General features: G+C 66.1%; 20 protein-coding genes. 10 read left to right on the top strand and 10 right to left on the bottom strand.

Translation table 11 applies throughout. The features are described from left to right. Positions 1-188 precede the first annotated feature (188 nt). From Herbaro_RS21270 to Herbaro_RS21255, 4 genes are all read left to right on the top strand, one after another. Entirely contained in the window at positions 189-1,019 is an 831-nt protein-coding gene (locus tag Herbaro_RS21270; RefSeq protein ID WP_275011592.1) for an amino acid ABC transporter permease, read from the top strand. Continuing rightward, positions 1,016-1,669: an amino acid ABC transporter permease gene (locus tag Herbaro_RS21265; RefSeq protein ID WP_275011591.1), complete on the top strand. Its 654-nt coding sequence runs from the start codon at positions 1,016-1,018 to the stop codon at positions 1,667-1,669. The genes Herbaro_RS21270 and Herbaro_RS21265 overlap by 4 nt, the downstream gene beginning before the upstream one ends. Continuing rightward, positions 1,653-2,444, top strand: coding sequence for an amino acid ABC transporter ATP-binding protein (locus Herbaro_RS21260; protein WP_275011590.1), 792 nt, complete (start codon positions 1,653-1,655; stop codon positions 2,442-2,444). Before Herbaro_RS21265 ends, Herbaro_RS21260 begins: the two co-directional genes overlap by 17 nt. A gap of 87 nt (positions 2,445-2,531) precedes the next feature. After that, positions 2,532-3,329: a transporter substrate-binding domain-containing protein gene (locus Herbaro_RS21255; RefSeq protein WP_275011589.1), complete on the top strand. Its 798-nt coding sequence runs from the start codon at positions 2,532-2,534 to the stop codon at positions 3,327-3,329. 133 nt (positions 3,330-3,462) lie between these two features. On the opposite strand, the gene Herbaro_RS21250 is transcribed toward Herbaro_RS21255, so the two are convergent. Next, entirely contained in the window at positions 3,463-4,056 is a 594-nt protein-coding gene (locus Herbaro_RS21250) for an outer membrane beta-barrel protein (protein ID WP_275011588.1), read from the bottom strand. A 575-nt stretch (positions 4,057-4,631) separates the two neighbouring features. Between Herbaro_RS21250 and Herbaro_RS21245 the strand changes: the two genes are divergently transcribed. Beyond that, positions 4,632-5,747, top strand: a complete 1,116-nt coding sequence (locus Herbaro_RS21245) for a porin (protein WP_275011587.1) — start codon at positions 4,632-4,634, stop codon at positions 5,745-5,747. A gap of 98 nt (positions 5,748-5,845) precedes the next feature. On the opposite strand, the gene Herbaro_RS21240 is transcribed toward Herbaro_RS21245, so the two are convergent. Together Herbaro_RS21240 and Herbaro_RS21235 are read right to left on the bottom strand one after the other, a co-directional pair. Beyond that, positions 5,846-6,301: an SRPBCC family protein gene (locus Herbaro_RS21240; RefSeq protein WP_275011586.1), complete on the bottom strand. Its 456-nt coding sequence runs from the start codon at positions 6,299-6,301 to the stop codon at positions 5,846-5,848. Positions 6,302-6,319: 18 nt separating this feature from the next. Then, entirely contained in the window at positions 6,320-6,712 is a 393-nt protein-coding gene (locus tag Herbaro_RS21235) for a VOC family protein (RefSeq protein ID WP_275011585.1), read from the bottom strand. Positions 6,713-6,858: 146 nt separating this feature from the next. Here Herbaro_RS21235 and Herbaro_RS21230 point away from each other — a divergent pair, with 146 nt between their 5' ends. Next, entirely contained in the window at positions 6,859-8,145 is a 1,287-nt protein-coding gene (locus Herbaro_RS21230) for an NAD(P)/FAD-dependent oxidoreductase (RefSeq protein WP_275011584.1), read from the top strand. A 4-nt stretch (positions 8,146-8,149) separates the two neighbouring features. On the opposite strand, the gene Herbaro_RS21225 is transcribed toward Herbaro_RS21230, so the two are convergent. The 3 genes from Herbaro_RS21225 to Herbaro_RS21215 all read right to left on the bottom strand — a co-directional run bounded on the left by Herbaro_RS21225 (position 8,150) and on the right by Herbaro_RS21215 (position 11,031). Next, complete coding sequence (locus Herbaro_RS21225; protein ID WP_275011583.1) at positions 8,150-8,680, bottom strand: cysteine hydrolase family protein; 531 nt, start codon at positions 8,678-8,680, stop codon at positions 8,150-8,152. Positions 8,681-8,746: 66 nt separating this feature from the next. Continuing rightward, the gene (locus Herbaro_RS21220) at positions 8,747-10,045 is read right to left on the bottom strand and encodes an LLM class flavin-dependent oxidoreductase (RefSeq protein ID WP_275011582.1); all 1,299 of its coding nucleotides are present in this window, start codon (positions 10,043-10,045) and stop codon (positions 8,747-8,749) included. Between the two features lie 14 nt (positions 10,046-10,059). After that, positions 10,060-11,031 carry a sulfonate ABC transporter substrate-binding protein gene (locus Herbaro_RS21215; RefSeq protein WP_275011581.1) on the bottom strand — a complete coding sequence of 324 codons (972 nt, stop codon included), beginning with the start codon at positions 11,029-11,031 and terminating at the stop codon, positions 10,060-10,062. Positions 11,032-11,252: 221 nt separating this feature from the next. Here Herbaro_RS21215 and Herbaro_RS21210 point away from each other — a divergent pair, with 221 nt between their 5' ends. After that, entirely contained in the window at positions 11,253-11,435 is a 183-nt protein-coding gene (locus Herbaro_RS21210; protein WP_275011580.1) for a metallothio multi-domain protein, read from the top strand. A 71-nt stretch (positions 11,436-11,506) separates the two neighbouring features. Then, positions 11,507-13,963 carry a DEAD/DEAH box helicase gene (locus Herbaro_RS21205; RefSeq protein WP_446719290.1) on the top strand — a complete coding sequence of 819 codons (2,457 nt, stop codon included), beginning with the start codon at positions 11,507-11,509 and terminating at the stop codon, positions 13,961-13,963. A gap of 27 nt (positions 13,964-13,990) precedes the next feature. Here the strand turns inward: Herbaro_RS21205 and Herbaro_RS21200 are convergent, their stop codons facing one another. Further along, positions 13,991-14,797, bottom strand: coding sequence for a transporter substrate-binding domain-containing protein (locus Herbaro_RS21200; protein WP_275011578.1), 807 nt, complete (start codon positions 14,795-14,797; stop codon positions 13,991-13,993). Between the two features lie 88 nt (positions 14,798-14,885). Next, positions 14,886-16,169 carry an MFS transporter gene (locus Herbaro_RS21195; protein WP_275011577.1) on the bottom strand — a complete coding sequence of 428 codons (1,284 nt, stop codon included), beginning with the start codon at positions 16,167-16,169 and terminating at the stop codon, positions 14,886-14,888. 208 nt (positions 16,170-16,377) lie between these two features. Here Herbaro_RS21195 and Herbaro_RS21190 point away from each other — a divergent pair, with 208 nt between their 5' ends. Beyond that, the gene (locus Herbaro_RS21190) at positions 16,378-17,436 is read left to right on the top strand and encodes a LacI family DNA-binding transcriptional regulator (RefSeq protein WP_275011576.1); all 1,059 of its coding nucleotides are present in this window, start codon (positions 16,378-16,380) and stop codon (positions 17,434-17,436) included. Positions 17,437-17,448: 12 nt separating this feature from the next. Here Herbaro_RS21190 and Herbaro_RS21185 read toward each other — a convergent pair whose 3' ends face one another. After that, positions 17,449-19,173, bottom strand: a complete 1,725-nt coding sequence (locus Herbaro_RS21185; RefSeq protein WP_275011575.1) for an FAD-binding protein — start codon at positions 19,171-19,173, stop codon at positions 17,449-17,451. A gap of 28 nt (positions 19,174-19,201) precedes the next feature. Continuing rightward, positions 19,202-20,731 (bottom strand): acyl CoA:acetate/3-ketoacid CoA transferase, encoded by a 1,530-nt coding sequence (locus Herbaro_RS21180; protein WP_275011574.1) that lies wholly within the window; start codon positions 20,729-20,731, stop codon positions 19,202-19,204. Positions 20,732-20,914: 183 nt separating this feature from the next. Between Herbaro_RS21180 and Herbaro_RS21175 the strand changes: the two genes are divergently transcribed. After that, positions 20,915-21,361: a MaoC/PaaZ C-terminal domain-containing protein gene (locus tag Herbaro_RS21175; RefSeq protein WP_275011573.1), complete on the top strand. Its 447-nt coding sequence runs from the start codon at positions 20,915-20,917 to the stop codon at positions 21,359-21,361. The last annotated feature ends 51 nt before the right edge of the window (positions 21,362-21,412 follow it).

Raw genomic sequence — 21,412 nt, 5'->3', positions numbered from 1 at the left:
CCCGATTCAAGCACCACCGCAGCATCGCATCACGGCACCACCGCATCACCGGCATCACCTGATCACGCAGCAAGGCAGTACCCGGCTCCCGGGCCGCCCGCGCGCAGCAGGATCGCGCACGCCAGGCCCGAGGCATCCGGGATTCCGCATCCCTGGACCATTTGATTTGATTTGAATAACCGGCAGCCATGAACTTCACACTCGACTTCAGCAGTCTCGCGCCTTATTGGCCCGTGTTCCTGCGCGGCGCGTGGCTGACGCTGAAGATGACCACTGTCGCGATCATCGTCGGCGTCGCCATCGGCGTCATTGTCGCCTTCGCCAAGAGCAGCAAGAACCTCCTGGTGGCGCGCGCCTGCGGGATCTACATCGAGGCGGTGCGCAACACGCCGTTCCTGGTGCAGATCTTCCTCCTGTACTTCGGCCTGGCCAGCCTGGGCGTGCACATGCCCACCTTCGCCGCCGCCGTGCTGGCGATGATCATCAACATCGCCGCCTATGCGGCCGAAATCATCCGCGCCGGCATCGACTCGGTGCCGCGCGGCCAGATCGAGGCCGCCGAATGCCTGGGCCTGTCGGTCTGGCGCATCCGCTGGCACGTGATGCTGCAGCCGGCCATCGAGCGCGTCTATCCGGCGCTGACCAGCCAGTTCCTGCTGATGATGCAGGCCTCGGCGATGGCCTCGCAGATTTCGGCCGAGGAGCTGACCGCCATCGCCAACACCGTGCAGTCGGACACCTTCCGCTCGCTGGAAACCTACATCGTGGTGGCCGGGCTGTACCTGGCGCTGTCGGTGCTGGTGAAGCTGCTGTCGTACGCCTTCGGCGAATACGTTTTCAAGCGCCGCCGCACCATCCGCCGCGCCGCCGCCCAGGCGCGGCGCAGCCCGGTGTCGCGCATGCCGGCGGCCAATGCCGCGGCTGCCGCGGCAGGCATGGCGCCGGTGGCGCACGTGCCGTTCATCCATGGCATCTCCCAGCCCCAGCCGCGCGAGACTGCAGAAGGGAGCGCATCGTGATCGGATCTTTTTCCTGGACCCACCTGTTTTACCTGGTGCAGTCGATCGGCTGGACCCTGGCGCTGTCGGTGCTGGCCTTCGTGCTGGGCGGCATCGCCGGCTTCGTGGTGATGATGGCGCGCATCTCGCCGCGCGCCTGGCTGCGCAACCCGGCCATCCTGTTCATCGAATGCATCCAGGGCATCCCGCTGCTGATCCTGCTGTTCATCGTCTACTTCGGCCTGTCGGTGTACGGCTTCGCGCTGCCCGCGCTGGTGGCCGCCGGCATCGCCATGATGGTGTACACCAGCGCCTACCTGGGCGACATCTGGCGCGGCTGCGTCGAAGCCATGCCGCGTCCGCAATGGGAAGCCTCGGAGTGCCTGTCGCTGACGCGCTGGCAGACGCTGCGCCTGGTGATCATCCCGCAGGCCACGCGGTTGTCGCTGCCGCCCACCATCGGCTTTTTGGTGCAGCTCATCAAGATGACCTCGCTGGCCTCGGTGATCGGTTTCGTCGAGCTGACCCGCGCCGGCCAGATCATCAACAACTCGATTTTCCAGCCCTTCCTGGTGTTCACCCTGGTCGGGATCTTCTATTTCTTACTGTGCTACCCGCTGTCGCGCTGGAGCGCATCCATGGAGAAAAAGCTCAATGTCAGCAATCGCTAATCCAGAACCGGTGGTGCATGCTTCCGGCGCGCCGTCCGCGCAATCCGGCCAGCCCATCGTCAAGGTCGACCAGATCTACAAGAGCTTCGGCTCCAACCAGGTATTGAAGGGCGTGTCCTTCGAAGTGGGGCGCGGCGAGATGATCGCCATCATCGGCGCCTCCGGCTCCGGCAAGAGCACCGCGCTGCGCTGCATCGACCGCCTGGAAACCATCGACTCCGGCAGCATCGAGGTGGCCGGCATCCGCGTGGACGATCCCAACGTCGACCTGCACAAGCTGCGCACCGAAGTGGGCATCGTGTTCCAGAGCTACAACCTGTTCCCGCACCTGACCGTGCTGGAGAACGTCATGCTGGCGCTGCGCCACGTGAAGATGCAGGGCAAGGCGGAAGCGCAGAAGGTGGCCCTGGCCGCGCTGGCGCAGGTGGGCCTGGACGAGAAGGCCGGCGCCTATCCCGAGCAGCTCTCCGGCGGCCAGCAGCAGCGCGTGGCGATCGCCCGTTCGCTGGCGATGGCGCCCAAGGTCATGCTGTTCGACGAAGTCACCTCGGCGCTGGACCCCCAACTGACCGGCGAAGTGCTGCGCGTGATGGAAGACCTCGCCGCCGGCGGCATGACCATGATCCTGGTCACCCACGAAATGAACTTCGCCAAGCGCGTGGCCGACCGCATCATCTACATGCATCAGGGCCGCGTGTGGGAAGTCGGCCCGGGCGAGATGCTGGATAACCCGCATACGCCGGAACTGCAGGCGTTCCTGGCGGCGGATCTGTAACCGGCGCATCGGTTTGGCAATAACGCAGTATCGGCACCAGCAGCACACAAGAAGAAGCACCCATCGACACAAGAACGGAGACCTACCATGCAACTCAAGAAAGCCTTTACCCGTACCTGCATCGCCGCGCTGATGTTCGGCGCCTTCGCCCATTCCGCCATGGCCGATCAACTGGACGACATCAAGAAGGCCGGCAAGATCCGCGTCGCCATCGCCATGGGCACGCCGCTGTTCAGCTACGCCGACGACAAGCTGCAACCGGCCGGCTCCGACGTCGATACCGCCAAGCAGCTGGCCCAGGACCTGGGAGTGCAGCTGGAAATCGTCTCGGTGACCAACGCCGCGCGCGTGCCGACCCTGCAAGCCAACCGCGCCGACATCGTGGTGGCCGACCTGTCGATCACGCCGGAGCGCCAGAAGGTGATCGACTTCTCGATCCCCTACGCCGTCATCAGCATCATCGTCGGCGGCCCCAAGAACATCCAGATCAAGGACTATCCGGACCTCGCCGGCAAGCGCATCGGCCTGACCCGCGCCACCGTCAACGACACCCTGACCACGCAGCAGGCCAAGGACGCCGAGATCGTGCGCTATGAAGACGACGCTACCCTGATCACCTCGATGGTGACCGGCCAGGTGGAAGTGTTCTCCAGCACCCCGTCCAACCTGCAGGAAATGCAGAAGAAGGCGCCGGGCAAGAACCTGGAGCTGAAGTTCGAGCAAAAGGTCTTCGACCTGGGCATCGCGCTCAACAAGAACCAGCCGCGCCTGAAGGACTGGATCGACAACTGGGTCAAGACCAACATGAAGAACGGCAAGCTCAACGCCATGTACAAGAAGCACCACGGCCGCGACCTGCCGGCGTCGGTGCAGAACGTGCAGTAAGTTTTACCGGTAGTGCCCCGGCGCGGAGGACCCGCGCCGGGTTTGTTTGCTCCATCTCCACACCCGATTGCCGGCTGATTGCTCAGCCGGCTTTTTTTTGGGAAGCGTACGGCGAGGGATGGGCCGGGGAGCGTCAGAAGTTGTAGCGCAGGCCGGCCGACATCAGGCTGTTCTCCAGCTTCGAATTGTTTTCTCCCACCGTCGATCTGCCCACGTATTGATACTCGGCGCGCAATGCCAGCGCAGGCGTGAACCTGTATTCGGCGGCTACCCCCAGCATCGGCACGATCCGGGTGGAATTCTGGGTGTAGACATCATTGTCAAAGGAGTAGGTCTCTCTGGCCTTGGTGAACTTCGCCATGGCGCCGAGCTTGCCGAGCAGGGAGAAGTCCGATGACAGCGGCAATATTCCCACCGCGCTCAGCCCCAGCCCGGAAGACTTGCTCGTGGTATTGATCGTGGGTGATTCCATACGATAGTTTCCGAAGTGGACATACTCCAGCTCGGCGGCAAGATGGCGGGAAAATTGATAGCCGCCATAGAGTTTGAAGCCGGTTCCGCCGTCCTTGGTGGATGCCTTGGCAGGGAAGACCATGTTGCTCACCTTGTTTTGGGCATAGCCCGCGCTTGCGCCCATGTACCAGGGGGAGCCTGCATCGGCGGCGTGGGCGAAGGCGGAAGCGGAAGCAGCCAGCACGGCTGCAAGGATCAGGGGAGAGGTGCGCACTGGAAATGTATCTTTCGAAGAGTCGTATTGAATGAAGAAGGAAGGCCCGGCCTTCCCTGCGGAACCATGGACGACCTTGCCATCGCCCGCGTTCGGTCGGGCTGCGGGAGATCGATGCCATAGCCGGGCGGGAGCTTAGCGATGCCTTGCGTGGGGCACGGCAGAAGACGCGGAAAAGCCGTCTTGATGGCTGTTATTCAATACGAGGGAAGAAATATTTCTAGCGATGACAAGGGAGGGCGTTGTTCGGCTTTCTCATCGGCGTCAATAGCGGATATCCGAAGCTGTTGCGGCATAGGGGGAATCACGTAGTTATCGCCGCTGCGAGTTTCAGTATTCTTGCGCAGCGGGAAACGCCATGCGTCGCATTTGCCATCAATAATCCAATGCGCCTGAGATGCGGTTCATGGCATGTCCGATGCGCGTCCAACAACTACACAGCGCGCCCCGCCTTCCACCAAGGGATCGTCCCAAGCGATGCCGAGGATGTCCGCCCCGGCAGGCCTGCCGCGGGCGGAAAGCGATCGGACGAGAAAACCAACCCTAACCCATCCTATCCACATTCAGGGGACACCATGAAAAAAACAGCATTTGCCCTGGCCGCCCTGGCCGCAACCGGCGGCGCCTGGGCGCAGTCCAGCGTCACCGTCTACGGCCTGATCGACACCGGCATCACCTACACCAGCAAGGTCGGCGCCAACAACGGCAGCCGCTTCAGCGTCGACTCCGGCGACCAGGCGGCCTCGCGCATCGGCTTCAAGGGCACGGAAGACCTCGGCGGCGGGCTGTCGGCAATCTTCAACGTCGAGAACGGTTTCGCCAACGACACCGGCGGCATGAGCACCGCCGGCGTCCTGTTCGATCGCAAGTCGGTGGTCGGCCTTTCCGGCCCGTTCGGCACGGTGACCATCGGTCGCCAGACCGACTACCTGGAAGACATCGGCTCCAAATACGCTTCGGTGGGCGTGTTCGGCTCCAATGGCATCAAGGGCGCCCATTTCAACAACCTCGACCGCATCGCCGGCGGCGCGCGCACCGACAATTCGGTGCGCTTCGATTCGGCCAGCTACGGCGGCTTCACCGGCAGCCTGTTCTACGGCTTCGGCGAGATCGCGGGCAAGACCTCGGCCGGACAGGCCTTCGGCATCGCCGGCAACTACGCCAATGGCCCGTTCGGCATCGGCGCCGGTTACTACCAGAGCAAGTTGTCGGCCGCCGCCGGTACCGGCCAGCCGGGCGACACCGGCCTGAAGACCTTCACCATCGGTTCCAGCTACCAGTTCGGCCCGGCCAAGCTGTACGGCACCTGGTCGCAGGTCAGGCAACCCTCGCTGGCCGCCGTGGCGACCACCGGCCTGGTCAACAACAGCACCTTCGGCAACAAGGCCAACATCATCGACCTGGGCGTGGACTATTCCCTGACCTCCAACCTGCACGTGATGGGCGGCGTGATCTACGATCGCACCAACTTCAAACGCGCGGGCGCCGGCGCCACTACCGGCTCGACCACGCAGATCAACCTCGGCGTGGACTACTACCTGTCCAAGCGCACCGACGTGTACGCCATGTACGCCAACCAGCGCGCCAAGGACACCAACAACCCGGGCGTGGTCAACGGCTCCTACACCAACTCGCCGACCGGCGACGTGTCGCAGAACGTGGTGCGCCTGGGGCTGCGTCACCGCTTCTGATGTGCATGGCCTTGCGAATCGCGCAGCTTGCGCTTCAATGAAAACAGGCGCCGGTATCGGCGCCTGTTTTTTTACGTGGACGACGATGAGGCCGGGCCTCAGGCGCCGTCGGGAATCTCCGGATCCACCAGCTGCGCCAGCAGCTGCAGCGACTCTTGCCAGCCGGCGTAGCAGAACTCCAGCGGGATCATCGGCGGTATGCCTTCCTGCACCACCTCCAGCTCGCTGCCCACCAGCGTGGCGCGGATGCTGACGGTCACCTTCATCTCGCCCGGCAGGTTGGGGTCGTCGAACTTGTCGGTGTAGACGATGCGCTCATTGGGCGTCAGTTCGACGTAGGTGCCGCCGAAGGAGTGCGAGCTGCCGGTGCTGAAGTTGGTGAAGGACATCTTGTGCGAACCGCCCACGCGCGCGTCCATGTGATGCACGCGGCCGGTGAAGCCGTGCGGCGGCAGCCACTTCACCATCGCGTCGGGATCGAGGAAGGCGCGGTAGACGCGCTCGGGTTTGGCGCGCAGCACGCGGTGCAGGCGCACGGTGTTGGGAGTGCTCATGGTGTCTCCTCCGGGGAATCAGGCCGCCGCGGGATTGTGGCAGACCACTTCGATATTATGCCCATCCGGATCCAGCACGAAGGCGCCGTAGTAGTCGGGATGGAAATGCGCGCGGATGCCGGGGCCGCCGTTGTCGCGCCCGTCGGCGCCCAGCGCGGCGGCATGGAAGGCATCGACCGGCGCGCGCTGCTCGACGCGGAAGGCCACGTGCATGGGCGGCTGGTTGGGCGTACCGCGGCTGATCCAGAAGTCGGGCTTGCCGTTCTCGCCGAAACCGGCGACGTCGGTGTGGCCGGTGACGGCGGCCGGGAATTCCATGATCAGCGTATAGCCGATGGGGGCCAGCGCCGCCTGGTAGAAAGCCTTGCTCTTGTCGAAGTCGCTGACGATGACGCCGGTGTGGTCGATCATGCTTCGGTCTCCTGTTGTAGTGGGAAGAGCGATCATAGGGGGCGCGCGCGGGCGTGGTCAATGGGCCGCGATCGATGCGCGATGGCCGGAATGAAGAGGTAACGTTATCATTCCCTTTTCAGCGCCCACGTCTTTCACGCCTTGCCATGCCCAGCTCATCCGAATTCTCCTTCCCCCGCCACGCAGTCATCATCGGCGGCGGCGCCGTCGGCCTGATGAGCGCCATCCACGCGCTCGACCAGGGCTTGCAGGTGAGCATCCTCGACTTCAACGAGGCCGGCAGCGAAGAGGCGTCCAGCTACGGCAACGCCGGCTGGCTGTCGTCGCATTCGGTGATCCCGCCGGTGGAGCCGGGGATGTGGAAGAAGGTGCCGGGCTACCTGATGGATCCGCTGGGGCCGCTTTCCATTCGCTGGCGCTACCTGCCCGGCCTCGCGCCCTGGCTGCTGCGCAACCTTGCCGGCGCGCGGCGCGAGCGCATCCGCGCCACGGCGAAGGCGCTGCGCACGCTGGTGGCGGATGCGCGCCTGCTGCACCAGGAGGTGGCGCAGCGCGCCGGCGCAGGCCACCTGATCGATACATCCGGCGTGCTGCATGTTTACCGCTCGCGCCGGCATTTCGAGAACGACGCCTTCGGCTGGAGCGTGCGCCGCGAGCTCGGCATCCGGTGGACCGAGATCGAAGGCGAGGAGCTGCGCCGGCGCGAGCCCGATCTCGACGCGCAATTCGGTTTTGCCGTGCACGTGGACGAGGCCGGGCACTGCAAGGATCCCGGCGCCTACATGCAGGCGCTGGACGCCTATGCGCGCGCCCGCGGCGCGCGTCGCGTGCAGGGCCGCGCCACCGGTTTTCGCATCGAACAGGGACGGCTCAAGGCGGTGCGCACGCAAGACGGCGAGATCGCCTGCGACGCCGCGGTGATCTGCGCCGGCGCGCGCTCCAGGCAGTTGGCGGCGCAGGCCGGCGACCGCGTGCAATTGGAGAGCGAGCGCGGCTACCACGCCACCATCGCCGGCCACGCACTGCAGGCCACCGCGCATACGCCGATGATGGTCTCCGAATTCAAGGTCATCGCGACCCAGATGGAAGGCGGCCTGCGCATCGCCGGCCAGGTCGAGTTCGCCTCCTTCGAGGCGGCGCCCGACTGGCGGCGCGGCGAGATCATGCGCGACATCGCGCAGAAGCTGTTTCCCGGATTGCCGCGCGAGCTGCCGGCGCAGGATGTGAAGTTCTGGCTGGGACGCCGCCCCAGCACGCCGGACGGCATGCCCTGCATCGGCTATGCCGCCGCCAGCCGCGATATCGTGCACGCCTATGGCCACGGTCACATCGGCCTGGGCTGCTCGGCGCGCACCGGCCGCATCGCGGCGCAGCTGCTGGCGGGCCAGGCGCCCGAGATCGACCTGGCGCCGTTCAGCCCGCAGCGTTTCTGATCCTTCAGAAGACGATGTCGCGCGCCGCCGCCAGGGTGGCGCGCACGCCGTAGGAACCCAGACGGGACAGCGTGGCGTTGTGGTGCGCCACGATCTGCGCCGCCTGCAGCACGCCGTTGTCGGTGGTGGTGTGGCCGTCCTGCGCCAGCGTGACCGGATAGCCCAGCGCCAGCGAGCGGCGCACCGTCGATTCAACACAGAAATCGGTCTGCATGCCGCACACCACCAGTTGCGAGATGTGCCGCATCTTCAGCATCGATTGCAGGTCGGTGTGATGGTAGGCGTCGGAGCCGCGCTTGCGCAGCGGCACGTCCTGCGGCGTGGTCTGCAGCCCGGCCGCCAGCTGCCAGCCGTCGTTGCCGTGCGCCATGGCGCCGTCATCCTCGTGCTGGACCACGATCACCGGCGCCCGCGCGGCGCGCGCCCGTTGCGACAGCAGGTTGATGTTGGCGATGGTGCGCTCGGCCTCGGCCACGGCGTGCGGGCCGGTGCACAGGGCGTGCTGTACGTCGATGATGAGCAGGGCGGTGGGCATGGAAGCTCGAATGGTCGTGTGATCGTCACCGATGGTAACGGATCCGGCCGCGCCCTGCCGCGATCTTTACGCCGACAGGTGTTCCCGCAGGTGCCGCCCGGCGTAATCCCGGCGGAACGAGCCGCGCCTCTGGAGCTCCGGCACCACGCCGTCGACGAAGTCGTCGAAGCCGTGCGGCAGGTGCGAGGGCGAGATCACGAAGCCGTCGGCGCCGCCCTGCGCGACGATGTCCTCCAGCCAGTCGGCGACATCGGCGGCAGTGCCCGCCACCTGCGGCGTGAGCACGCCCTGGGCGTAGAGCCGGCCAGCGTCGGCCAGCGTCAGCCGGCGTTCCGCCGAAATCTCCCGCAGCAACTTGAACAGGCCCTGGATACCGCTCACCTGCACGTCGCCGATGGGCGCGTCCAGCGGGTAGGCGGAGAAGTCCACGTTCATGTGGCTCGACAGGGTGGACAGGCCCACCAGCGGATCGGCCAGCGCGTTGGCCTGCGCGCGCAGCTCCTCGGCATGCGCGCGCGACTGGCCGACGAAGGGCATCACGGCCGAGAGGATCTTGATGTCTTGCGTACGTCGCCCGAATTTCTCCGCGCGGCCCTTGAGGTCGGCATGGAAGCGCTGCAGGCGCGCCAGGTCGGGCTGGATGTTGAACACCACCTCGGCCCAGCGCGCGGCGAAATCCTGGCCGCGATCCGACGAGCCGGCCTGGATGATCACCGGGCTGCCCTGCGGCGTGGCGGGGATATTGAGCGGGCCGCGCACGCTGAAGTGCGCGCCATGGTGGTCGACGGCTGCAACCAGGCCGGCATCGGCGTAGCGGCCGTCGTCGTCCAGCCGCAGCGCATCGGCCTGCCAGCTGCGCCACAGCTTGTGCGTGACGTCGAGAAATTCGTCGGCGCGGTCGTAGCGCACGTCGTGCGGCAGGGTTTGCTTCAGGCCGAAATTATCGGCCTCGCCCTGGTTGACCGAGGTCACCACGTTCCAGGCCGCGCGTCCGCCCGAGAGATGGTCCAGCGTGGCGAACTCGCGCGCCAGGCTGTAGGGCTGCGAATAGGTGGTGGAGCGCGTCGCGCCCAGGCCTATCCTTTGCGTCACCGCCGCCAGCGCGCCGAGGAGGGGCAGGGGATCGAGCCGGGTCGCATCCTGGTCGCCCAGGGCGATGCCGTGGCGGTGGCTCTCGCCGTAGCGGGTGGACACCGCCAGCCGGTCGGCGAAGAACAGCAGGTCGAACTTGCCGCGTTCCAGCGTCTGCGCGATGTGGCGGTAGTAGTCCAGCTCCAGGAAGCCGCCGCGGCGGCTTTCCGGGTGGCGCCACAGCGCCTGGCTGTGGGCGGCGTTGCCGGCGATCAGGAAGGCGGCGAGATGCATGCTGGAAGATCCCCTTACAGAAGCACCTCGGGATAGACCTTGTCCTGCACGCGCACGGCGTTCTTGATCAGGCCCAGCTTGAGGAAGGCGTCGGCGATCTGCTGCTGCTCGGCGACGATGCCGGCATCCACCGCCACCGTGGTGTAGTTGCGGCGCTCGGTGGCCAGTTTCAATACCTTGGCGTCCACGCCCAGCTGCGGCGCCAGCAGGTCGGCGGTTTCCTGCGGGTGCGACTGGGTCCAGTTGTTGGCCTTCCTGAGCTCGGCGAACAGGGTGCGCACGATGTCCTTGTTCTGGTCGACGAACTTCGGCACGGCAAGATGGAAGGTGCGGTTGTTCGACAGCCCGGCGCCGTCGCGCAGGATACGCGGGCGGGTGCTGATCTCCTGGCCGGCCAGGAAGGGATCCCACAGCGTGGCGGCGTCGACGTTGCCGGACTGGAAGGCCGCGCGCACGTCGGCGGCGTTGGTCACATAGACCGGCTCGATGTCGTTGTAGGACAGGCCGGCCTCCTCCAGCGCCCTGAGCAGCAGGAACTGCACGTTCCAGCCGCGCCCGGTGGCGACCTTCTTGCCCTTCAGATCCTTCACCGAGCGAATCGGCGAATCCTGCGCCACGAAGATGGCGATGCCCTTGGGGTAGGGCTGCTCGGCGCCCAGGTAGACCGCGTTCACGCCGGAGGCGTTGGCGAACACCGAAGGCGTATCGGCGGCGTGGCCGAAATCGATGGCGTTGGCGTTGAGCGCTTCGGTCAGCTGCGGGCCGGCGGCGAACTCGAACCACTTGACCGACCAGCCCTGGGGCTGCAGCGCCTGCTCCAGCTTGCCGGTGCCCTTGAGGATATTGAGCGTGTTGAACTTCTGGTAACCGATGCGCAGCACCTTCTCGGGCGCGGCCAGCACCAGCGGCGCGCCGCCGGCCAGCGCGCCGGCCGCCAGGCCCTGCAGCAGCAGGCGTCGTTTCAGATTCCCTTGTTCCCCGTTCATGGCCGCCCCTTTGTCCGTAGCTGAAAAGACAACAGGGTAGGGATGAGCCCGCCGCGCGGGAACGAATAATTCCGCGCAAGCAAATGCAATCCGCGCAGCGCCGGCGGCAAGCCTCGCCCGGCCTGGTGTTGCCGGTGCGACACTGCGTCAATTTGTCCCATTCCGGCAGGCTGGCGGCTTGGGTAAAATGCCTGTTCTTCTTCAAGCCCGCATTGCCTCCCATGACCGCCTGGTTCGACAACGTCGAAAGCTTCCTGCGCCGCGCCTCCGGCCTGCACATCGTGCTGGCCCTGCTGCTGGTGTGCGCCCTGCTGTGCTGGGCGGTGTGGGTATGGGCCACCGGCGAGGGCCGCGTGCCGTTCGGCATGCTGGACTTCTGCATCACGCCCACGCCTCCCAAGTGACGCGCGCCGCCTGCACGGCATGAGCGAAGCGGCCTACAATGGCCGCTTCTTTTTTGCCTGTCCTTTTCCGCATGCCGCCTTCCGATCCGCACGCATTCCACCCGCGCCTGATGCTGCAAACGCTGGCGCGCGGCGACGGCCTGCTCGGCATGCGCGCGCACGGCCTGTTCGGCCCGCGCGGCGGCATGGTGACGGTGGCGCAGATCGACTGGACCTACGGCGAAGGCGCCGGGCGCTGGAGCGTGCCGGCCCCGGTCGGCTTCGGCGACGACGAGCCGGGCTACACGCCGGCCCACATCCGGCGCGATGCCGATGCCGAAGCGGCGGCGCTGGAACTGATCCGCGAACTGGGTTTCCTGCCGCTGCGCGAGGACGCGCTGCAATGGCGCGCGCAAAATCCCCTGCACGCCGCCGGCCCCTTGTGGACGCTGGTGCAGGAAGATTTCTTCGGCGACTTCTGGGCCGACCAGGCGCCGCGCCTGCAGCAACTGGGCTGGACGCTGGTGGCCAAGCCCGGCTTCGCCCACGAGAGCGTGCCGGTCACCGCCTGGCGCTTCATCGTCAGCGACGAGACCGGCGAGGTGCTGGGCAAGGAAGTGGCGGCGCCGCTGCAGCCGCGCGCATTCTCCACCGAGGTGTTCGACGGCCTCGATCCTTCCGGGCGCTGGCTGCTCTCGATCGGCATCGAGGTCGACGGCGAGACCATGGACGTCGGCCCGATGGTGGCCGACCTGCTGCGGCGCGATCCGCGCTGGGCCGACGCGCAGCAGGTCGAGAAGATCGACCCGCACGCCGTGATCTCGCTGCGCGCGCCGGGAGGCCGGCGCATCGACGCCATGGCCGGGCCCCTGAAGGCGGTGGTGCTGGCGCTGCTCGACCTGCTGGACGACAGCAAGCGGCGCGACGGCCCGCTGCGCCTGACGCCGTGGGACGCGCATCGCCTCGACGCCATCCACGGCGCGCTCCTCGGGCTGGACGGCGGCGCGCCCTGGCACATGAGCGGTGAGGCCGGCGTGCTCGGGCTCGCGCGCCGCCTGCGCGCCGCCGGCGGCGTGCGCAGCGCCGAGGCGCCGGCGGGGCTGGGCATCTGCTTGCGCGCCTACCAGCTGCAAGGCCTGGCCTGGCTGCAATACCTGCGCGAACACAAGCTGGCCGGCATCCTCGCCGACGACATGGGCCTGGGCAAGACCGCGCAGGTGCTGGCGCATATCCTCACCGAGAAACAGGCCGGCCGCCTCGACCTGCCGGCGCTGGTGGTAGTGCCGACCTCGCTGCTGTTCAACTGGCGCGAAGAAGCGCGCCGCATCGCGCCCGAGCTGCGCGTGCTCACGCTGCACGGCGAGGGCCGGGCGGCGCGCTTCGCCGAGATCGCCGCCGGCGGCGCCGACCTGGTGCTCACCACCTATCCGCTGCTGTGGCGCGACCTCGACCAGCTGGCGCCGCAGCGCTTCCACCTGCTGGCGCTGGACGAGGCGCAGACCGTCAAGAACGCTTCCTCGCGCGCCGCCGCCGCCGCGCGCAAGCTGCAGGCGCGGCATCGCCTCTGCATGACCGGCACGCCGCTGGAGAACCATCTCGGCGAGCTGTGGACGCAATTCCATTTCCTCATGCCCGGCTTCCTGGGCGATGCGCGCAGCTTCTCGCGGCTGTGGCGCAAGCCCATCGAAGAGCAGGGGCAGACCGTGCGCGCGCGGCTGCTGGCGCAACGCGTGCGGCCTTTCATCCTGCGTCGGCGCAAGGACGATGTGCTGCAGGAGCTGCCGCCGCGCACCGAGATCGTCGAGCGCCTGCAACTGCAGGGCCGCCAGCGCGAACTCTACGAAAGCGTGCGCATCGCCGCCGACAAGCAGGTCCGCCGCGCCTTGCTGCGGCGCGGCCTCACCGGCTCGCAGGTGACCGTGATGGACGCGCTGCTCAAGCTGCGCCAGGTCTGCTGCGACCCCTACCTGCTGAAAGGCGGGCGCATGCCCAAGGGCATCGAGCGCGCCAAGATCGAGCTGCTGCGCGACATGCTGCCGGCGCTGGTGGCCGAGGGCCGGCGCGTGCTGGTGTTCTCGCAGTTCACCACCATGCTGGGCCTGATCGAAGCCGAGCTGCGCGAGCTGGCATTGCCGTTCCTCACGCTCACCGGCGACACCGACCCCGCCGCGCGCGGCGAGGTGATTGCGAGGTTCCAGGCGCACGAAGCGCCGCTGTTCCTGGTCAGCCTGAAGGCCGGCGGCGTCGGCCTGAACCTCACCGCCGCCGACACCGTGGTGCTGGTCGATCCCTGGTGGAACCCGGCCGTGGAAGAGCAAGCCATCGCCCGCGCCCACCGCCTGGGCCAGACGCGCCAGGTGTTCGTCTACAAGCTGGTGGTGGAAGGCAGCATCGAGGAGCGCCTGCTGGAACTGCAAGCCCGCAAGTCGGCCCTGGCCGACGGCATACTCGGCCGCGACGACGCGCAGGCGGTCAAGTTCGGGGAAGAAGAAGTGCTGGCCTTGCTGGCGCCGCTGGGGGCGGGGATTGCGGAGAAGGTGGCCGGTTGAGGCCGGCCCCTTGCCACTGCCGCAAACCTACCTGGGGAAATAGGCCGACAGATCCGGCAGCGGCGTGCCGGCGGCTTTCTGGTAGGACTCGCCCAGGCGTCCATTCTTCATGTTGACGGTGACCCAGTTGTCGATCCAGACCTTCAACGCGGTCTCACCCTTGCGCATGCCGATGCCTTGCGGCACCACCTTCACCGAGAACTTGGTCTCGATGTGCTTGTCCGGATTGCGGCGCGCGGTTTCCACCACCAGCTCCTTGGCGGTGCCGATCGCATCCACCTGTCCCGACAGCAGCGCCACGGCGTTGGTAGCGTCGTCGTCGAAGCGCACCATGGTGGTTCCCTTGGGCACCAGCGGGATCAAGAGCGTGTCCTGCAGGTTGCCGCGCACCACGCCCACGCGCTTGCCGGCGAGATCGGCCAGGCTCTTGATCGGTGTGGAGGCGAAGCCGGCCACCACCGAATCGGCGGCGCTGTAGGGCAGGCTGAAGTCGATCACCTTGGCGCGCTCGGGCGTGATGCTGAACGAGGCGATGACGATGTCGGCCTTGCCGGTCAGCAGATACGGTACGCGGTTGGGGCCGGTGACCTGCACGATCTCCAGCTGCACGCCCAGGTCCTTGGCCAGCATCTGCGCGGCGGTGACGTCCGAGCCGTAGGGTTTGAGCTTGTCGTCGGCCATGCCGAAGGGCGGCGAATTGAGGTCGATCGCCACGACGATCTTGCCGCGCTGGCGGATGTCGCCCAGCGTATCGGCATGCGCGGCGCGCAATCCGGCCAGCGCGCACAGCGTCAGCAGCGGGACGAGCAGGGCCAGCCTCCTGATGGAAGTCATGTTTGTCTCCTTGATGTTGTAGTGGTCCGCGCCTGGAAGGTGATGGAGCAGGCGGCCGGCGGGAAGCCGTCCTGCCCCCGTTTTGCGCTTACTTGTCGACCAGCTGCGAGGGCGTGCGCCAGGCGATCAGCGCGCCCAACAGCAGCCAGCCCGTGAGCGCATACATGCCGGCGTGGCTGCTTTGGGTGGCGTCCTTGAGCCAGCCGATCATGTAGGGCGAGAAGAAGCCGCCCAGGTTGCCCAGCGAAGTGATCAGGCCGATGCCGCCGGCGGCCGAGGCGCCGGCCAGGAAGGCGGTGGGCAGCGGCCAGAACAGGGGCGCCGCCGACACCGCGCCGATGGAGGCGACGGTCAGCGCGGCGATCGCCAGCACCGTGTTGTTCTCGAACTGCACCGAGGCGACGAAGCCGACCGCGCCGAGCAGCAGCGGCAGGATCAGGTAGAAACGGCGCTTGCGAGTGGCGTCGCTGCGGAAGCCGAAGAAGATCATGGCGATGGCCGCGGCCACATAGGGGATCGCGGTGACCAGGCCGATGTTGAGGTTGCCCGTGATGCCCGCACCCTTGACCAGCGTGGGCAGCCACAGCGTGATGCCGTACTGGCCGATCACCAGGCAGAAGTAGACCATGCCCATCATCCACACCCGGATGTCCTTGAACAGCAGGCCCAGCGAGCCGTGCGCCACCTTGGCCTTGTCTTCGGCCTGGATATTGCGTTCCAGCACGACCTTCTCCTGCTCGGTCAGCCACTTGGCCTTGCGGATGCCGTCGTCCAGCCAGAACAGCGTGACCACGCCGAGCACCACCGCCGGCATCGCCTCCAGGAAGAATAGCCAGCGCCAGCCGGCCAGGCCCATCACTTCATGGAAGCTGTCCAGGATCCAGCCCGACAGGGGGCCGCCGAAGATGCCCGCCAGCGGCATGGCCGCCATGAAGATCGAGATGATGCGGGTACGGCGCTGCGCCGGGTACCAGTAGGTCAGGTACAGGATGATGCCCGGGAAGAAGCCGGCCTCGGCGATGCCCAGCAGCGAGCGCAGGATGTAGAACTGCATCGGCGTCTGCACGAACATGAAGGCGGCCGAGATCAGGCCCCAGGTCACCATGATGCGGGCGATCCACTTGCGGGCCCCGACCTTGTGCAGGATCAGGTTGCTGGGCGTCTCGAAGGCGGCATAGAACAGGAAGAAGATGCCGGCGCCCAGGCCGTACACGGTCTCGCTGAACTTGAGGTCGGAGAGCATCTGCAGCTTGGCGAAGCCGACGTTGACGCGATCGAGGTAGGCGATCACGTAGCACAGCGTGAGGAACGGCAGCAGCCGCCAGGTGACCTTGCGGTAGATCGGACCTTCCTCATCCCTTGCCAGGGACATCCCCGGGTTTTTTGTCTCTTCCAATGTGTGGTTCATCATTCGCCTTTTAAATATTCAAAGTCTCTATGGCACAATTGCGTGTCGATTGAAACGACGCGCTGTCCTGGTTGGTGCGGCTTGCGCGATTTCGTTCTGATCTTCCCCCGATTCCCCCGTATGATTTCCCGTTGATGCTTCAGCGCCAGCCGCAGCGACCTTGATGAGGCCCATGAAAAAAGACAGCAACAAGCCAGTCGCAGCGCCCGGCAAGAAAAGCAAACTCAGCGACGTCTCCACCCTGGCCGGCGTGTCGGTGGCCACCGTCTCGCGCGTGATCAATTCGCCCGGCGCGGTGCGCAAGGTGCTGCGCGACAAGGTCGAGCTGGCCATGGCCGAACTCAACTACATTCCCGACGCCGCCGCGCGGGCGCTGTCCTCGCGCCGCATGAACACCATCGGCGCCATCATGCCCACGCTGTCGACGGCGATCTTTTCCGAGTGGGTGGTGGCCTTGCAAAACCGGCTCGACGCCGCAGGCTTCTCGCTGCTGATCTCCAGCTCGGAATACTCGCCCGACACCGAGTTCAAGGCGCTCACCAGTTTCCTCAATCGCGGCGTCGACGGCGTCATCCTGACCGGCAGCAACCATCTTCCCGCCAGTTACGCGCTGCTCCAGCAGCACAACATCCCGGCGCTGTGTTCCTTCACCCACGACTGCGGCGGCGAGCTGCCCTGCGTCGGCTTCGACCACCGCCAGGCCATGCGCGAGCTGGCCGACTACCTGGTGCGCATCGGCCACCGCGAGATCGGCGTGATCACCAGCCCGCTGACCCACAACGACCGCCTGCAGGCGCGCATTGTCGGTATCCGCGACGCGCTTGCCTCGGTGGGCGCCGCGTTGCCGCCGGAGCGCCTGATCGAGGTGCCGTATTCGGTGGAGGAGGGGCGCAATGCCTTCAACCACCTCATGGCCAGCCATCCCGGCATCACCGCCGTGATGTGCACCACCGACATGCTGGCGGTGGGCGCTTTGCTGGAAGCCAACCGGCTCGGCTATGAGGTGCCGCAGCATGTCTCCATCACCGGCTTCGACGATCTCGAACTGATCCGCCATATGCTGCCGCCGCTGACTTCGGTGAAGAGTCCCTCGCGCCTGATCGGCGAGCAGTGCGCCGACGCCATCGTCGGCCTGGTCACCGGCAAGCCGGCCGTCATCGCCGACATCTTTACCCAGCCCGTGATCCGGGCCTCTTCCGCCAAGCCGCGCGCCAAGGCCGGCAAGCGCTGAAGGTTGCGGCCATCAGGTCCTGAGATCGGCCAGCCGCACCGCGCGGTAGCCGGCCGGCTGGCTGGCGTCCAGGATGATGTTCTGGGCCATGCTGTCGTCGCGCGTCGGATGGTCCTCGCGATAATGCCCGCCACGGCTTTCGCGGCGCACGCCGGCGGCCAGCGCCATCATTGCGCCCACTTCCAGCAGGTTGCGCAGTTCCAACGCATGCACCATGTCGGCCGGCGAGGTAATCTCGGTGTCCTTCATCAGCATATCGCGCAACTCGTCGCACTCATCCATGAAAGTTTTCAGGCCAATTGCATTGCGGATCACCAGCAAGTGGCGGTTGGCCGAGCGCTGCAGGCGCGCGCGCAGGTCCGGCAGGCGATGTGCGCCGCTGCGAGCGAATTGCGCCAGGAACGCGCGCTGCTCGCCAAAGACATCGCCGAGATGCGGATGATCCATGTCCCTGGCGCGTTGCGCCGCCGCCAGCCCGGCGCGGCGGCCAAACACCTGGCAGGTCAACGCCATGTTGCCGCCCAGGCGATCGGCGCCGTGCGGACCGGCGGCCACCTCGCCGGCGGCGAACAGGCCGCACAGGTTCGATTGCGCATCCTCGTCGATGTACAGGCCGCCGTTGATGGCATGCGCCGAGCAGGCGATCTGCACCCGGTCGCGGTACAGGTCGACATCCTGCTTCTTGTACCACTCATAAGTGAGCGGCCACATGCGCGCGATGCTGCGCGACTTGTCGGCCAGCAGCGTGGCGAAATCGGTATTGCGGAAGTCCATGAAGACGCCGCCCTCGAGCGTGCCGCGCCCATCATTGATGGCGCGCTGGATCGAGATCTCGATATAGCGTGAGATGTCGCTGGAGCTGAACGGGAAATGACGCTCCTTCTGCTGGATCACCTCGCGCAGGCTCACGCCCGGCGGCAGGTAATCCTTCACGAAGGGCTTGCCGTCGCGGTCGCTCAAGTTGGGATGCGCATCCCACAGGTAGTTGCCGAACAGGTTGACGAAGGGCGAGACGATGCTCACTCCGGCCTGCATGAATTCCATGTTGGTCAGCCACGCGCCGGCGCGATGCGCCATCGCGTAGCCGTCGCCGGTGATGTCGGACGGATAGAGGTTCTTGGCGAACAGCTGGCTGGCGCCGCCGGTGGTGACGATGGTCGACTTGGCGCGGATCACCACCGGACGACCCTCGGCGTCCAGCGCGTGCACGCCGTGGCACTGGCCGTCGCGCGCGATCAGGTTGACCACCATCATGCGGTCCATCACCTTGATGCCGCGGCGCGAGGCTTCCGTGCCAAGCGCCTTGAGCACCGGCTTGAAATGGTCGTGGATGACGTGCGAGCGCGGACGCGAAGAAAAGCAGGCGCGGAACACCAGGTAGTGATCGTCCTCGCGCTCGAAATGCACGCCGAATTTTTCCAGGTACTGCAGCGATTGTTCGGCTTCCTCGGCCAGGATCTTCGACAGGCGCGGGTCCGACATGCCCTGGCCGGCACGCAGGATGTCGTCCAGGAACACGCCCGGATTGTCCAGCGGATCACCGGCGCCGTCGGGCACGTTGTAGGCGCCGACCTCGGCCACGCTATGGAAGGTGGCGCCGCTCTTGCGGAACTCGCCCTTGATCACCACCAGCACCTCGGCGCCCTGGTCGTCGGCCTCCAGCGCCGCGCGCAGCGCCGCGCCGCCGCTGCCGATGATCAGCACATCGGTGCTGATTTCACGATATTCGTCTTGCACTTGCTGTCTCCTTGTCGTGTCGCCGCGCTCAGCCGAAATGGCGCGTATCCATCAGGCGCGGCGGGCGCGGCACGTTCACCTTGAACGGGATCAGGTCCAGCACCTGGGTTTGCAGGTCCACGCCCGGCGCAATCTCTTCCACCTGCAGGCCGTCGGCCTGCAGCGAGAACACCGCGCGCTCGGTCACGTACAGCACCGACTGGCCCTTGCGCAAGGCCTCGCGGCCGTTGAAGGTGACCTGTTCCACCTGCGGCACGAACTTGGAGAACTTGCCTTCGGCGCGGATGCGCAAGCCGCCCTCTGCCGCCGCGACATCGGCGCCGCCGGCCGAGAACGAGCCGCAGAACACCACCTTGCCGGTGCGATGCGTGATGTCGATGAAGCCGCCGCATCCCGGCACGATGCCGTTGAACTTGCTGACGTTGACGTTGCCGGCCGCATCGATCTGGCCGAAGCCGAGGAAGGTCGCATCCAGCCCTCCGCCCAGGAAGAATTCGAACACCCGCGGCGAGTCGACGATGGCTTCAGGATTGATGTTGGTGCCGAAGATGGCGCGCTCGCCCGGCACGCCGCCCAGCGAGCCGTGTTCCGGATAGAAGGTGGCGCGGTCGGCCTGGCCGCGTTCGACCAGGATCTTGGGAATGTCCACCGGAATGCCCACGCCCAGGTTGACCACCTCATGCTCTTGCACCTCATCGGCGGCGCGGCTGACGACGATGCGCGCCACGCCCGGCTCGACCCTGGCGATGTGATGGATGGGCATGCGGATCTCGCCGGTCAGCGCCGGATTCAGCAGCTCGCCGCCGGACACGCTTTGTTGCGGATCGATCACCACCGCGTCCACGCAGATGCCGGGAATCTCCACCATGCGCGGATGGATGCTGCCGCTCTGGGTCATGCGCGCCACCTGCACGATCACCTTGCCGCCGGAATTCTTCACCGCCATGGCGAGGTTGCGCACGCCCAGCGAGACCGGCTCGTTTTCCAGGCTGATGTTGCCGTTCTCGTCAGCGGTGGTGCCGCGCAGCAGCGCGATGTTCAGTTTGGGCAAGCGGTATTCCAGATAGCCTTCGCCGTCGACCTCGATATGGCGCGCCAGCGGCGTTTCGGCCGCGCCGTTGATGCGCCCGCCTTCCACCTGCGGATCGACGAATGTATTCAGGCCTACCTGGGTCAGCGTGCGGCTGCGCCCCGAGGCGATGTCGCCCATCATTTGGAAAATCGTCCCCATCGGCACAACGTGCGCCTCGAAGGCGTTTTCCTTGAGCATCTGCGTGTAGCGCGAGGTCTTCAGGAAACTGAAGCCGCTGCCGACGGCGCGCCGGATCATGCCCGGCTGGGCCAGGTGCTCCAGCCCGCGCTCCACGCCCATGCCCACGATGATGGGATGGATCTCGGTCAGCCCGCGCGGCGCGCCGGTCTCCCGATAGCGATCGCCCAAGGCTTTGAGCAAGGTCTCGGGCGAGAGCACATTCTCGCAGCCGCAGATCACGATCGTGTCGTCATCCCTGACCAGGCCGGCGGCCTCGGCTGCGCTCAGTACAGATACTTTTTTCATCGACTTTATTCCATTATTTGTAAGCGCTTACAAAAAAGAATAAGACAGAAGAACCGGTCAAGTCAATGCATCAGTGCCAATTTGTATTGTGCAGTGCAATCGATCGCATCTTTCTCGATGGACAAATTTCGTTTGTATTTGAAAGCGATTACAATAAAAGCCATCACTTTAACAGGAGAAGCCATGACCATTACCCATGCCCGCCTCGGCGACACCGTAACCTTCAGCAAGACCGTCGGCGAGGCCGACGTTTACCTGTTCGCCGGCATCACCGGCGACTTCTCACCCAACCACGTCAACGAGCAGTTCATGCAAGGCACGGCCTACGGTCGCCGCATCGTGCACGGCGCGCTGCTGGTAGGGTTCATGTCGACCGCCTCGGCCAGGATGCAGGCCGGCAGCATCGAGCGCGGCATCGACACCACACCGGTGTCGCTGGGCTACGACGGCCTGCGCTTCCTCAAGCCGGTGTTCTTCGGCGACACCGTGACCGTCCACTACAAGATCAGCGCCATCGACGAAGAACGCGCCCGCACGGTGGCCGACATGGAGGTGACCAACCAGCATGGCGAGCTGGTGTCGGTGGGCAAGCACATCACGAAGTGGGTGAGCAATGAGGCCAGGCTCTGAGCGAGGATGGAGGACGGGTGGGGGAAAGAGGGCGGAGGATGCCAGTCAAGT

The organism is Herbaspirillum sp. WKF16 (genome assembly GCF_028993615.1).
Taxonomy (GTDB): domain Bacteria; phylum Pseudomonadota; class Gammaproteobacteria; order Burkholderiales; family Burkholderiaceae_D; genus Herbaspirillum.
The sequence above is the reverse complement of the archived record's forward strand: the minus strand, read 5'-3'. Positions and strand labels throughout refer to the sequence as shown.

Bases quoted from the DNA above. Each gene is read 5' to 3' on its own strand.
- Herbaro_RS21270 (WP_275011592.1), top strand. From the start codon at position 189: ATGAACTTCACACTCGACTTCAGCAGTCTCGCGCCTTATTGGCCCGTG.
- Herbaro_RS21260 (WP_275011590.1), top strand. From the start codon at position 1,653: ATGTCAGCAATCGCTAATCCAGAACCGGTGGTGCATGCTTCCGGCGCG.
- Herbaro_RS21255 (WP_275011589.1), top strand. From the start codon at position 2,532: ATGCAACTCAAGAAAGCCTTTACCCGTACCTGCATCGCCGCGCTGATG.
- Herbaro_RS21245 (WP_275011587.1), top strand. From the start codon at position 4,632: ATGAAAAAAACAGCATTTGCCCTGGCCGCCCTGGCCGCAACCGGCGGC.
- Herbaro_RS21240 (WP_275011586.1), bottom strand. From the start codon at position 6,301: ATGAGCACTCCCAACACCGTGCGCCTGCACCGCGTGCTGCGCGCCAAA.
- Herbaro_RS21235 (WP_275011585.1), bottom strand. From the start codon at position 6,712: ATGATCGACCACACCGGCGTCATCGTCAGCGACTTCGACAAGAGCAAG.
- Herbaro_RS21230 (WP_275011584.1), top strand. From the start codon at position 6,859: ATGCCCAGCTCATCCGAATTCTCCTTCCCCCGCCACGCAGTCATCATC.
- Herbaro_RS21225 (WP_275011583.1), bottom strand. From the start codon at position 8,680: ATGCCCACCGCCCTGCTCATCATCGACGTACAGCACGCCCTGTGCACC.
- Herbaro_RS21220 (WP_275011582.1), bottom strand. From the start codon at position 10,045: ATGCATCTCGCCGCCTTCCTGATCGCCGGCAACGCCGCCCACAGCCAG.
- Herbaro_RS21215 (WP_275011581.1), bottom strand. From the start codon at position 11,031: ATGAACGGGGAACAAGGGAATCTGAAACGACGCCTGCTGCTGCAGGGC.
- Herbaro_RS21210 (WP_275011580.1), top strand. From the start codon at position 11,253: ATGACCGCCTGGTTCGACAACGTCGAAAGCTTCCTGCGCCGCGCCTCC.
- Herbaro_RS21205 (WP_446719290.1), top strand. From the start codon at position 11,507: ATGCCGCCTTCCGATCCGCACGCATTCCACCCGCGCCTGATGCTGCAA.
- Herbaro_RS21200 (WP_275011578.1), bottom strand. From the start codon at position 14,797: ATGACTTCCATCAGGAGGCTGGCCCTGCTCGTCCCGCTGCTGACGCTG.
- Herbaro_RS21195 (WP_275011577.1), bottom strand. From the start codon at position 16,169: ATGTCCCTGGCAAGGGATGAGGAAGGTCCGATCTACCGCAAGGTCACC.
- Herbaro_RS21190 (WP_275011576.1), top strand. From the start codon at position 16,378: ATGAAAAAAGACAGCAACAAGCCAGTCGCAGCGCCCGGCAAGAAAAGC.
- Herbaro_RS21180 (WP_275011574.1), bottom strand. From the start codon at position 20,731: ATGAAAAAAGTATCTGTACTGAGCGCAGCCGAGGCCGCCGGCCTGGTC.
- Herbaro_RS21175 (WP_275011573.1), top strand. From the start codon at position 20,915: ATGACCATTACCCATGCCCGCCTCGGCGACACCGTAACCTTCAGCAAG.